The 11922-nt window shown below is 59.4% G+C and carries 10 protein-coding genes; 3 read left to right on the top strand and 7 right to left on the bottom strand.

Translation table 11 applies throughout. The features are described from left to right. Positions 1-88: 88 nt before the first annotated feature. Positions 89-1042, bottom strand: a complete 954-nt coding sequence (locus ACLBW8_RS10660; RefSeq protein ID WP_064450527.1) for an adenosine deaminase — start codon at positions 1040-1042, stop codon at positions 89-91. Between the two features lie 194 nt (positions 1043-1236). On the opposite strand from ACLBW8_RS10660, the gene ACLBW8_RS10655 reads away from it, so the two are divergent. Then, entirely contained in the window at positions 1237-2328 is a 1092-nt protein-coding gene (locus ACLBW8_RS10655) for a calcium:proton antiporter (RefSeq protein WP_064450528.1), read from the top strand. 134 nt (positions 2329-2462) lie between these two features. Here the strand turns inward: ACLBW8_RS10655 and ACLBW8_RS10650 are convergent, their stop codons facing one another. From ACLBW8_RS10650 to ACLBW8_RS10625, 6 genes are all read right to left on the bottom strand, one after another. Further along, positions 2463-3821, bottom strand: coding sequence for an 8-oxoguanine deaminase (locus tag ACLBW8_RS10650; RefSeq protein WP_447805326.1), 1359 nt, complete (start codon positions 3819-3821; stop codon positions 2463-2465). A 194-nt stretch (positions 3822-4015) separates the two neighbouring features. Further along, on the bottom strand, positions 4016-4702 hold the full coding sequence (locus ACLBW8_RS10645) for an SDR family oxidoreductase (RefSeq protein ID WP_221293823.1): 687 nt from the start codon (positions 4700-4702) through the stop codon (positions 4016-4018). A gap of 186 nt (positions 4703-4888) precedes the next feature. Continuing rightward, complete coding sequence (locus tag ACLBW8_RS10640) at positions 4889-5470, bottom strand: IMPACT family protein (RefSeq protein ID WP_447805325.1); 582 nt, start codon at positions 5468-5470, stop codon at positions 4889-4891. A gap of 12 nt (positions 5471-5482) precedes the next feature. Next, on the bottom strand, positions 5483-6142 hold the full coding sequence (locus ACLBW8_RS10635) for a TetR/AcrR family transcriptional regulator (protein ID WP_447805324.1): 660 nt from the start codon (positions 6140-6142) through the stop codon (positions 5483-5485). 87 nt (positions 6143-6229) lie between these two features. After that, the gene (locus ACLBW8_RS10630; RefSeq protein ID WP_447805323.1) at positions 6230-7624 is read right to left on the bottom strand and encodes a uracil-xanthine permease family protein; all 1395 of its coding nucleotides are present in this window, start codon (positions 7622-7624) and stop codon (positions 6230-6232) included. An 88-nt stretch (positions 7625-7712) separates the two neighbouring features. Beyond that, positions 7713-8633 (bottom strand): LysR family transcriptional regulator, encoded by a 921-nt coding sequence (locus ACLBW8_RS10625; RefSeq protein ID WP_447805322.1) that lies wholly within the window; start codon positions 8631-8633, stop codon positions 7713-7715. 125 nt (positions 8634-8758) lie between these two features. Between ACLBW8_RS10625 and ACLBW8_RS10620 the strand changes: the two genes are divergently transcribed. Continuing rightward, positions 8759-10108, top strand: a complete 1350-nt coding sequence (locus tag ACLBW8_RS10620; RefSeq protein ID WP_064450534.1) for an aspartate aminotransferase family protein — start codon at positions 8759-8761, stop codon at positions 10106-10108. 39 nt (positions 10109-10147) lie between these two features. Further along, the gene (locus ACLBW8_RS10615; RefSeq protein WP_447805321.1) at positions 10148-11641 is read left to right on the top strand and encodes a CoA-acylating methylmalonate-semialdehyde dehydrogenase; all 1494 of its coding nucleotides are present in this window, start codon (positions 10148-10150) and stop codon (positions 11639-11641) included. The last annotated feature ends 281 nt before the right edge of the window (positions 11642-11922 follow it).

Raw genomic sequence — 11922 nt, 5'->3', positions numbered from 1 at the left:
GTCAGTCAATGTATCTGGTGACTGACACACCGCATTCGCGAGCAAGCCCGCTCCCACATTTAGCCTGTATTCATTCAATCAGTGTTGCTTATGGCTTTACCAACCGCGCATCCAGGCTGTTCTGCGCCAGGCGTTTGGCCTGGTCCTGGGTCATGCCCAGCGAGGTGTGCAGCGCGTGGAAGTTCTCGGTGACATAACCGCCGAAGTACGCCGGATCATCCGAGTTCACGGTCACCTTCACGCCACGCTCGAGCATGTCGAGGATGTTGTGTTGAGCCATGTCATCGAACACGCACAGCTTGGTGTTGGACAACGGGCACACGGTCAGCGGGATCTGCTCGTCGATGATCCGTTGCATCAAACGCTCGTCTTCGATAGCGCGCACGCCATGGTCGATCCGCTGGATTTTCAGCAGGTCGAGGGCTTCCCAGATGTACTCGGGCGGGCCTTCTTCGCCGGCGTGGGCCACGGTGAGGAAGCCTTCATGACGGGCACGGTCGAACACACGCTGGAACTTGCTCGGCGGGTGACCCATTTCCGAACTGTCCAGGCCCACGGCCACAAACGCGTCACGGAACGGCAGCGCCTGGTCGAGGGTTTTCTCGGCTTCGGCTTCACTCAAATGGCGCAGGAAACTGAGGATCAAGCCGCTGGTGATGCCCAGTTGCTGTTCGCCATCTTTGAGTGCCGCCGCGATGCCGTTCAGCACCACTTCAAACGGCACGCCACGGTCAGTGTGGGTTTGCGGATCGAAGAATGGCTCGGTGTGGATCACGTTCTGTTCTTTGCAGCGCAGCAAATAGGCCCAGGTCAGGTCGTAGAAATCCTGGGAGGTGCGCAGCACATCGGCGCCCTTGTAATACAGGTCGAGAAACTCTTGCAGGTTGTTGAAGGCGTAGGCCTTGCGCAGGGTTTCGACGTCGTTCCACGGCAGCGCAATCTTGTTGCGCTCGGCCAGGGCGAACAGCAACTCAGGCTCCAGCGAGCCTTCCAGGTGCAGGTGCAATTCAGCCTTGGGCAGGGCGTTGAGCCAATCGTACATGTCTAAATTCTCATCAGGTGCAATGGCAGCATTCTACAGGCCATGGCTGAAATAATCGGCAAAACCTGACCAGCAGGAGAGTATTCGTTTTTCTTCACGTATAGGCCTTGTGAACTAAGGTGTAACGAAACGTTAGCAGCGTGGTGCAGTCTGTACCCCATCAATGACTGATTAGCCGTATGAAAAGGCCCGGAATGCTCACATCCCTCAAGCAAGAAAAATACATGCTGCTGGCGCTGATTGCCGCCATCGCAGCCTACCCGCTGGAGCACTGGATGCTCCACAACGGGCAAATGGTGGCGCTGCTGGCTGGCGTAACACTGATCGGCTTTATCGTCGTGGCGTCGATGCGCGTGGCGCACCATGCCGAACAACTCGCGGAAAAAGTCGGTGACCCCTACGGCACCATGATCCTGACGCTCGCCGCCGTGCTGGTGGAAGTGGTGATCCTGGCGATCATGATGAGCAACGAGCCGTCGCCCACGTTGGTGCGTGACACCATCTATTCGGCGGTGATGCTCGATATCAACGGCATCCTCGGCCTGGCCGCATTGATGGGTGGCATCAAGCATGGCGAGCAGTCCTACAACGACGATTCGGCACGTACTTACAGTGTGATGATCCTCACCGCGATGGGCGTGTCGATGGTGGTGCCGGAATTTATCCCAGAGGCTGACTGGAAAATTTACTCGGCCTTCACCATCGGCGCGATGGTGGTGCTCTACACCTTGTTTCTGCGCATGCAGGTAGGGCCGCACAGTTATTTCTTCAGCTACAGCTACCCGGAAAAACGCCGCAAAAAACAGCCTGAAGAACAGCAGGAGCCGCCGATAAGTCTGGCGTTCTCCATCGGTACGCTGGTGTTCGGGGTGATTGTGATCGGCGCGCTGGCCGAGGTGATGTCCAAGACCCTCGACCTGGGCCTGGAAGGCACCGGCGCACCGCCGGTCATCACGGCAATTGTGGTCGCGGCCATTTCGGCGGCACCGGAAATTTTGACTGCATTGCGCGCGGCCCTGGCCAACCGTATGCAATCTGTCGTGAACATCGCCTTGGGCGCTTCATTGTCGACCGTCATTCTGACGGTGCCGGTGATGGAGGCCATGGCGCTTTACACCGGCCAGCCGTTCCAGATGGCGATGACGCCGGTGCAGACCGTGATGGTGTTGATCACGCTGGTCGTCAGCGCGATCAACCTCAACGATGGCGAAACCAACGCCATCGAAGGGATGACCCATTTCGTGTTGTTTGCGACCTTTATCATGCTGTCGCTGCTTGGGTTGTAACCGATTTAGTATTGCCGAAGAACCCATGTGGGAGCGGGCTTGCCCGCGATGGCGGTGGTTCAGTCACCTTCAGCGTCGACTGGCATACCGCTGTCGCAGGCAAGCCCGCTCCCACATTTTGATTTATGTTTGACTCAGGTTCCGGCGATCAACTGCCGCGCCGCCTGGGTGTGGTCGGCGATCAAGCCTTTGAGGTCCAGGCCTTCAATCTGGCCGTCGATGACTCGCCATTTGCCGCCAATCATCACCCTGTCCGCACGGTCGGCGCCGCATAACAGCAGCGCCGAAATCGGATCGTGGCTGCCGGAGAAACGCAGCTCGTCGAGTTTGAATAGCGCCAGGTCAGCCTGTTTGCCTACCGCCAACTCACCGATGTCCGTACGCCCCAGCAGCTGCGCCGAGCCCTTGGTCGCCCAGCCCAGCACGCCTTCAGGCGTGATCTTTTCGGCGCCGTAACGCAGGCGCTGAATGTACAGGGCCTGGCGGGCTTCGAGAATCATGTTGGACGCATCGTTGGAGGCGGAACCGTCCACGCCAAGGCCAATGGGCGCACCGGCGGCAAGCAGGTCCAGGGTCGGGCAGATTCCGGAAGCCAGGCGCATATTTGAACTCGGGCAATGGCAGATACCCGTGCCTGCAGCCCCCAGGCGCGCGATTTCATCCGGGTTGAAGTGAATGCCATGGGCCAGCCAGGTGCGTGGGCCGAGCCAGCCGACACTGTCGAGATAATCCACGGTGCGCAGGCCGAAACGCTGCAGGCAGAAGTCTTCCTCGTCGAGGGTTTCTGCCAAATGCGTGTGCAGGCGCACGTCGAGGCTGTTGGCCAGTTCGGCACTGGCTTCCATGATTTCCGGCGTCACGGAAAACGGCGAGCAGGGCGCCAGGGCAATCTGGATCTGCGCGCCGTCGCCACGCTGGTGGTATTCGCGGATCAGGCGTTGGCTGTCTTCAAGAATGACTTGGCCTTGTTGCACGGTTTGTTGCGGCGGCAGGCCGCCATCGGCTTCGCCCAGGCTCATGGAACCTCGGGTGAGCATGGCGCGCATGCCCAGTTCGCGCACGCTATCCACCTGTACGTCGATGGCATTTTCCAGACCGTCGGGAAACAGGTAGTGGTGATCGGCTGCCGTGGTACAGCCCGAGAGCAGCAGTTCCGCGAGCGCGACTTTGGAGGCCAGGGCGAGTTTTTCAGGGGTTAGCCGTGCCCAAACCGGATACAGGGTTTTCAGCCACGGGAACAACGGCTGATTGACGACCGGCGCCCAGGCGCGTGTCAGGGTTTGATAGAAATGGTGGTGAGTGTTGATCAAGCCGGGAAGAATCACGTGCTCACGGGCGTCGAACACTTGTCCACAAGGTACTGCGGGCGCTTGGCCCCAGCCCAGCACTTCAGTGATCACACCGTCTTGCAGCACCAGGCCACCACGGGCATCGAGGCCATTGGCAGTGAAAATCGCGAGGGGGTTTTTTAACCAGATACGGGTCGCAGGCATTGGCCGGCTCCTCTGAATGATGGGTTCAGGTTTGCCAGCTCAGTGTTGCCCTGTCTGCTGATCCAGGGTCGCCGGTAAAGGCGAGGTGGCTAGATTACGTGGAGTTCGCGATCTGGTCTAGGTGTAGGAAAGCGGCTGCGATCAGTGTGTGAGGGAGCAAGTCGCGCGCCCTCCCACCTGTTGAACCGTGGTCCTTACCAGGCGATGGTGTCGCCTTTGTAGTCGACAAAATGATGGCCGCCCTTGCCTGTGTAGGCATTCACCTGATCCACCAGGCCGCGCACGCTGGTGTCGACATCAATCTGTGCGTTTTCGCCGCCCATGTCGGTCTTCACCCAGCCCGGGTGCAGCGACAGCACGGTGAGTTTGTGGTCGCCCAGTTGGGTGATAAAGCTGTTGGTCATGGAGTTGAGTGCGGCCTTGCTGGCCTTGTACAGCGCCAGGTCCGAACCATCGGGAATGGTCACGCTGCCGAGCACTGAGCTCATGAAGGCCAGTACACCGCTGTCTTTGCGGATCTGCCCGACAAAACGCTGGGCCAGGTTGATCGGCGCGACGGCGTTGGTGAAAAACAGCTGGCCGACTTCCGCCAGGGTGGCGTGGCCGGGTTCCTGATTGGCCGGGCCTTTGACGCCCGCGTTGACGAACAGCAGGTCGAAGGTGCGGTCCTTGAGGCGCTGGCTCAGGGCGATCACGGCTTGCTGATCGTCCATGTCCAGTTTCTCGATCTGTACCGGGCCAACGGCTTTCAGGGCATCGGCCTTGTTCGGATCGCGCACGGTGGCGGTCACGTCCCAGCCGTCCTGGAGCAATTGCTTGACCAGGCCAAGGCCCAGCCCGCGCGAGGCGCCGATGATCAGTGCAGTTTTTGGCGTAGACATGCAGGGCTTCCTTTGACGTCGCGGTTCAGGGAATTGAGCGAACTACATTAGCGCAGACTTGGGTAAATGGCGCGAAGTCTCATTGGACAAAAAGTGAACAGCGCGCGCAACGCCTTGTGACAGAAGGGTTACAGGCGGATGTGCTCAGGTTATCCACAGGCGGGTGCACAGTAGATGTGGGCAGTTTCAGCGTTCCAGCAGGATACGCCCACGGCTCAGGTCGGCGAGTTGAGTCTGCAGCGTGTCGATGTGTGCTTCTCCCAGCGCAAGCTGTAACTCGACGCCGTTGGCGGTGAAGGTTTCTTCCATCACCAGCCCGCCCAGTTCGGCAACGCGCAGTTTCACCAGGTTCAATTCGGAAAAGCCGCAGGCGCAACTCAGCGGTACGCGGCTGATCAACTCGATGCGGTCGGCATTCTGCAGGCATTTGTTTGCACCGCCGCCGTACGCACGGGCCAGGCCGCCGGTGCCCAACTGGATGCCGCCGTACCAGCGAATCACCAGTACCGCGACTTGATCAAACCCCTGGGCTTCGATGGCCGCCAGAATCGGTCGCCCGGCAGTGCCGCCGGGCTCACCATCGTCATTGCTGCGGTACTGGTCGGCCAGTTTCCAGGCCCAGCAGTTGTGCGTGGCGTTCAGGTCACTGTGCTGCTCGAAAAACGCCTGGGCGTCTTGCGGGCTGGTGATCGGCGCCGCCAGGGTGATAAAGCGGCTTTTGCGTATTTCTTCACGAAATTCGCAAAGGCCTGTGAGCGTGAAAGGCATAAATCGCTTCGTTTATAGGGCCGGCTTGATGCCACAGCCTTTGAGAATGATGTGGATCAGGTTGGTGCCGGCGTCTTCCATGTCTTGCTTGGTCAGTTTGGTGCGCCCGGTGACACGGCAGATCTGGGTGGCGAAGTCGGCGTAGTGCTGGGTGCTGCCCCACAGCAGGAAGATCAGGTGCACGGGGTCGATGGGGTCCATCTTGCCGGCGTCGATCCAGGCCTGGAACACGGCTGCCCGACCGCTGAACCAGGCGCGGTAGTCCTGGCTGAAATATTCGGTAAGGCATTCGCCGCCACTGATGATTTCCATGGCGAAGATCCGCGAAGATTGCGGATGGCGCCGGGAAAATTCCATCTTCGTACGGATGTAGCGGGTGAGCGCCACGGCCGGGTCGTCCTCGGCGGTCAGCGCATTGAAGGTGCTATCCCACAGTTCAAGGATATTGCTGAGCACCGCGATATACAGGCCGAGCTTGTTGGTGAAGTAGTAATGCAGGTTGGCCTTGGGCAGCCCGGCACTCGACGCAATGGTGTTCATGCTGGTGCCTTTGTAGCCATGGCGCGCGAACTCGTCTTCAGCAGCCTGGAGAATCGCTTGTTCGTTCTTTTGCCGAATGCGGCTGGCGGGTTTACCGGCGTGGTTGCTGTGGGCAGGAACTTCGAGGCTCATGGAGGTTTCCGTGCTGATCGATAGAGACGACGTGTGCACAGATAACCCACCCTCAAGCCTCAGACAAGTCCCGATGCAATAAAACCGTCAAAGCGGTTCCAGCGTGTCGCTTTCCAGTGCGTGGTTTGCGGCAACTGATGTTGCTTTGGCTTCCGGCAATAACAGGCACAACACGATAGCGGTCAGGCCGCCGCTGGTGATGGCCGAGTCGAACAGGTTTTGCACCAAGGGCGGCATCAAATGCAGCAGGTTCGGCTGGGCGGCAATGCCCAGGCCGACACCAAATGAGGTGGCGATGATCAGCATGCTGCGCCGGTCCAGCGGTGCCTGCGCGAGGATGCGCACACCGGCGGCGGCCACGCTGCCGAACATCACCAGGGTCGCGCCGCCCAATACCGGCTTGGGGATTTGCTGCAGTACGGCGCCAATCAGCGGAAACAAGCCGAGGCAACACAGCACGACGCCGATGTATAAGCCGACGTAGCGGCTGGCCACGCCGGTGAGTTGAATCACGCCATTGTTCTGCGCGAAGGTCGTGTTAGGGAAAGTGCTGAAGGTGGCGGCGATCATGCAACTCACGCCATCGCCGAGTACGCCGCCTTTGAGCCGGTTTATATAAGACGGGCCGCTGATAGGCTGGCGAGCGATCATGCAATTGGCGGTGAGGTCGCCGACGGTTTCGATGCTGCTGATCAGATAAATCAGCGCGATGGGCAGGAAGGCGCTCCAGTCGAAATTGAAACCGAAGCGAAACGGTATCGGCAGGCTGACCAGCGGCAGGTCGGGCAAGGCTTGCGGCACCAACTTGCCACTGAACCATGCCGCGAGGCTGCCGAGGGCCAGGCCGATGATGATCGCCGAGAGGCGCACCCACGGGGTGTTCGAGCGGTTCAGCAGGATGATGGTCAGCACCACGAACAGGCCCAGGGCCAGGTTGGTTGGCGCGCCAAAGTCGGGGGCGTTGAAACCACCGCCAAGGTCGGTGATGCCGACTTTGATCAGGCTGATACCGATCAAGGTGATGACGATTCCGGTGACCAATGGCGTGATGACTCGGCGCAGTTGCCCGATAAACCGGCTCAGCACAATTTGTACCGCTGCGCCGAAGAAGCACACGCCGAAGATCATTGCCATGATCTCCTCCGGGCTACCGCCACGTTGCTTCACCAGGAACCCTGCCGACAACACCGCGCCGAGAAACGCAAAGCTGGTGCCTTGCAGGCAGATCATCCCGGCACCGATACCAAAGGGTCTACGCGCCTGGATGAACGTTCCTGCGCCGGAAACCATCAACGCCATGCTGATCAGGTAGGGCAGGTGGGCGGTGAGGCCCAGGGTGGAGCCGATGATCAGCGGTGGAGTGATGATGCCGACGAAGGCAGCCAGCACATGTTGCAGGGCTGCCAGTAGAGCGGGGATCGGTTTGGGGCGATCGTTGAGGCCGTAGATCAGGTCGCTGGGTCTGGAGGATTCTGGTGGCATGGCGGGCAAACTCGAGGCGGACGGTTCAAGGTCCTTGCTCCCTTGCAAAAAGCTGTCCAGTTGCTCAGCTTTTAGCGAAAGGCCCGCGTTAGCGCGTTGCCGCCAGACTCTCGAGAAAGCTTTCCAGCACCAAATGAGGGCGACGCCCCTTGCGCGTGACCGATGCGAGGCTTAAATCGTAAAAACGTGTAGCCGGTTTCAGCGCGCGCAGTCGGCCTTGTTGTACCCAAAGATTGGCGTAGTGATCGGGCAGGTAGCCGATATAGCGGCCGGTGAGAATCAGGAAGGCCATGCCTTCGCGGTCCGAGGCGCTGGCGGTGCAGTTGAGTGCCTGGTAATGGGCCTGGATGTCGGCGGGCAGGCGGAAGGTTGGGGCGATGGCGTCCTGGCTGTCGATACGGGTGTCGTCCAGTTGCTTGTCGTCGGCATAAAACAATGGGTGGCCGACCGCGCAATAGAGCAGCGAGCGCTCGCTGTACAGCGGTTGGTATTCGAGGCCCGACAAGGCGCTGGCCTGGGGCACCACACCGACATGGAGGCGGCCGTCGAGTACACCTTGCTCGACTTCGTTGGGGGCGATCATGCGGATCTGGATTTGCACGTCCGGGCCGCGTTCCTTCAACTGCGCCAGGGCATGCGTGATGCGCATATGTGGCAGGGTGACGAGGTTGTCGGTGAGGCCGATGATCAACTCGCCGCGCAAATGCTGGTGCAGTCCGTTCACCTCAGTGCGAAAACTTTCCAGGGCACTCAATAGCTGCAGGGCCGATTGATACACCTCACGGCCTTCTTCGGTCAGGGAGAACCCGGCGCGCCCGCGTTGGCACAGCCTTAATCCGAGGCGTTGCTCCAGGTCGCTCATTTGCTGGCTGATAGCCGAGCGGCCGATACCCAGTACGGTTTCCGCCGCCGAAAAGCCACCGCACTCCACCACGCTGCGGAAAATGCGCAACAGGCGAATATCGAAGTCGCTGACTTGGGCCAGAGGATCGGGTCGACGGATGCTCATAGTTTAGTGAAGGCCTGACTGAAGGTTAGAAGAGTTGAATTTCACCGACTTTATCCCCGTGGCAATTTAGCTGCAAGAACGCTTTTCAATCCCGACGCTGCCTTTTGCCTTGCGAGGTTTTGCTGATGAACATGCCCGAAAACGCCCCTTCGTCCCTGGCCAGCCAACTGAAGTTGGATGCTCACTGGATGCCCTACACCGCCAACCGTAACTTCCAGCGTGACCCGCGCCTGATTGTGGCCGCCGAAGGCAGCTGGTTGACCGATGACAAGGGCCGCAAGGTGTACGACTCATTGTCGGGCCTGTGGACGTGCGGCGCCGGGCACACCCGCAAGGAAATCCAGGAAGCTGTGTCCAAGCAATTGGGTACCCTGGACTACTCCCCGGGCTTCCAATACGGTCATCCATTGTCATTTCAACTGGCAGAAAAGATTACCGACCTGACCCCAGGCAACCTGAACCACGTGTTCTTCACTGACTCAGGCTCCGAGTGCGCCGATACCGCAGTGAAGATGGTGCGCGCTTACTGGCGCCTGAAGGGCCAGGCGACCAAGACCAAAATGATCGGCCGCGCCCGTGGTTATCACGGTGTGAACATTGCCGGTACCAGCCTGGGTGGCGTCAACGGTAACCGTAAGCTGTTTGGTCAGGGCTTGATGGATGTTGACCACCTGCCTCACACCTTGCTGGCGAGCAATGCCTTCTCCCGTGGCATGCCGGAGCTGGGCGGTATCGCCTTGGCCGATGAGCTGCTCAAGCTGATCGAATTGCATGACGCGTCGAACATCGCTGCGGTGTTTGTCGAGCCGATGGCCGGCTCCGCTGGCGTGCTGGTGCCCCCGCAAGGTTATCTCAAGCGTCTGCGGGAGATCTGCGACCAGCACAACATCCTGTTGGTGTTTGATGAAGTGATCACCGGTTTCGGCCGTACCGGTTCGATGTTCGGTGCTGACAGCTTCGGTGTGACCCCGGACCTGATGTGTATCGCCAAGCAAGTCACCAATGGCGCGATCCCGATGGGCGCGGTGATTGCCAGCAGCGAGATCTACCAGACCTTCATGAACCAGGCGACGCCGGAGTACGCGGTGGAATTCCCCCACGGCTACACCTACTCGGCGCACCCGGTGGCTTGCGCCGCTGGCCTGGCGGCATTGGACCTGTTGCAGAAAGAAAACCTGGTGCAGAGCGTAGCCGAAGTCGCCCCGCACTTTGAGAATGCGCTGCACGGTTTGAAGGGCAGCAAGAATGTGATCGACATCCGCAACTACGGCCTGGCCGGCGCAATCCAGATTGCCCCGCGTGACGGTGATGCCATCGTGCGTCCATTCGAGGCTGGCATGGCTTTGTGGAAAGCCGGTTTCTACGTGCGCTTTGGCGGTGACACCCTGCAGTTCGGGCCAACCTTTAACAGCAAGCCGCAGGACCTGGATCGCCTGTTCGATGCGGTCGGCGAAGTGCTGAACAAGATCGATTGATTTCTCCTTCTATATAGAACAACTTTTCAGGAGCCCCGCATGAGTCTTATCCAGCATTTGATCAACGGCCAGTTGGTCAGTGAGTCCGGTCGTACTGCCGATGTGTATAACCCGTCCACCGGCCAGGTGATTCATCAGGTGCCGTTGGCCAGCCGCGAAACCATTCAACGTGCAATCGACTCGGCCAAGGCTGCCTTCCCGGCCTGGCGTAATACCCCACCGGCCAAGCGTGCTCAGGTGATGTTTCGTTTCAAGCAATTGCTGGAGCAGAACGAGGCACGTATCTCGCAGTTGATCAGCGAAGAGCATGGCAAGACCTTGGAAGACGCTGCGGGCGAATTGAAGCGCGGGATCGAGAACGTGGAGTACGCCTGTTCGGCGCCGGAGATTCTCAAGGGAGAATACAGCCGTAACGTGGGGCCGAACATTGATGCGTGGTCGGATTTTCAGCCGTTGGGCGTGGTGGCCGGTATCACCCCGTTCAACTTCCCGGCGATGGTGCCGTTGTGGATGTACCCGCTGGCGATCGTGTGCGGTAACTGTTTCATCCTGAAACCCTCGGAGCGTGATCCAAGTTCGACGCTGCTCATTGCACAGTTGCTGCAGGAGGCTGGCCTGCCTAAAGGCGTATTGAGCGTGGTACACGGTGACAAGGGCGCGGTGGATGCGCTGATCGAAGCACCGGAAGTGAAAGCGTTGAGCTTTGTAGGGTCGACGCCGATTGCCGAATACATCTACTCCGAAGCGACCAAACGCGGCAAACGCGTGCAGGCGCTGGGCGGGGCGAAGAACCACGCAGTGCTGATGCCGGATGCGGATCTGGATAACGCCGTGAGCGCCTTGATGGGCGCGGCGTATGGGTCCTGCGGTGAACGCTGTATGGCGATCTCGGTAGCCGTTTGCGTGGGTGACCAGGTGGCGGATGCGTTGATTGCCAAGCTGGTGCCGCAGGTCAAGGCCCTGAAGATCGGTGCGGGCACTTCGTGTGGCCTGGATATGGGACCGTTGGTGACTGACCAGGCACGGGACAAAGTCAGTGGCTATATAGAAGACGGTGTGGCGGCGGGGGCTGAGCTGGTGGTGGACGGACGTGGCTTGAGTGTTGCCGGACATGAAGAGGGCTTCTTCCTGGGCGGCAGCCTGTTTGACCGTGTGACCCCTGAGATGCGCATCTATAAAGAAGAGATCTTTGGGCCGGTGTTGTGTGTGGTGCGAGTTGATAGCCTGGAAGCGGCGATGCAACTGATCAATGATCACGAGTATGGCAACGGCACCTGCATCTTCACCCGTGATGGGGAGGCGGCGCGCCTGTTCTGTGACGAGATTGAAGTGGGTATGGTCGGTGTTAACGTTCCGCTGCCGGTGCCTGTGGCGTATCACAGCTTTGGTGGCTGGAAGCGGTCGTTGTTTGGCGACTTGCATGCCTATGGGCCCGATGGGGTGCGTTTCTATACCCGGCGCAAGGCGATTACCCAGCGTTGGCCGCAACGGGCCAGCCATGAAGCCTCGCAGTTTGCCTTTCCTAGTTTGTAAGGCGTTGTAGTGAAAAGCCGGCCCCTTGGGGCCGGCTTTTGCGTTTTGTGGCCTTTTTGACCTATATGACAGAAATATGAAAAAGGTGTTGACGGCAAATTCTGGAAGTCTATAATTCGCCCCACTTCCGGCGCAGTCGAAACGGAAAACTCCTTGATAAACAAGAGGTTATGCGGAGTTCGACAGCGAGTTGCTTCAGTTCATCGAAGCCCAGAAGGAGTTGGTAGGGCAGTGTTGTTTGGCTCTATTAACGTTTCGATCCTCTCGGTCGAAAGCGGAGA

It is taken from the genome of Pseudomonas sp. M5A4_2d, from assembly GCF_053345295.1.
This window is presented reverse-complemented; position numbering and strand designations above follow the sequence as displayed.

Coding starts and splice junctions, on each gene's coding strand:
- ACLBW8_RS10660 (WP_064450527.1), bottom strand. CDS start 1,042: ATGTACGATTGGCTCAACGCCCTGCCCAAGGCTGAATTGCACCTGCAC.
- ACLBW8_RS10655 (WP_064450528.1), top strand. CDS start 1,237: ATGCTCACATCCCTCAAGCAAGAAAAATACATGCTGCTGGCGCTGATT.
- ACLBW8_RS10650 (WP_447805326.1), bottom strand. CDS start 3,821: ATGCCTGCGACCCGTATCTGGTTAAAAAACCCCCTCGCGATTTTCACT.
- ACLBW8_RS10645 (WP_221293823.1), bottom strand. CDS start 4,702: ATGTCTACGCCAAAAACTGCACTGATCATCGGCGCCTCGCGCGGGCTG.
- ACLBW8_RS10640 (WP_447805325.1), bottom strand. CDS start 5,470: ATGCCTTTCACGCTCACAGGCCTTTGCGAATTTCGTGAAGAAATACGC.
- ACLBW8_RS10635 (WP_447805324.1), bottom strand. CDS start 6,142: ATGAGCCTCGAAGTTCCTGCCCACAGCAACCACGCCGGTAAACCCGCC.
- ACLBW8_RS10630 (WP_447805323.1), bottom strand. CDS start 7,624: ATGCCACCAGAATCCTCCAGACCCAGCGACCTGATCTACGGCCTCAAC.
- ACLBW8_RS10625 (WP_447805322.1), bottom strand. CDS start 8,633: ATGAGCATCCGTCGACCCGATCCTCTGGCCCAAGTCAGCGACTTCGAT.
- ACLBW8_RS10620 (WP_064450534.1), top strand. CDS start 8,759: ATGAACATGCCCGAAAACGCCCCTTCGTCCCTGGCCAGCCAACTGAAG.
- ACLBW8_RS10615 (WP_447805321.1), top strand. CDS start 10,148: ATGAGTCTTATCCAGCATTTGATCAACGGCCAGTTGGTCAGTGAGTCC.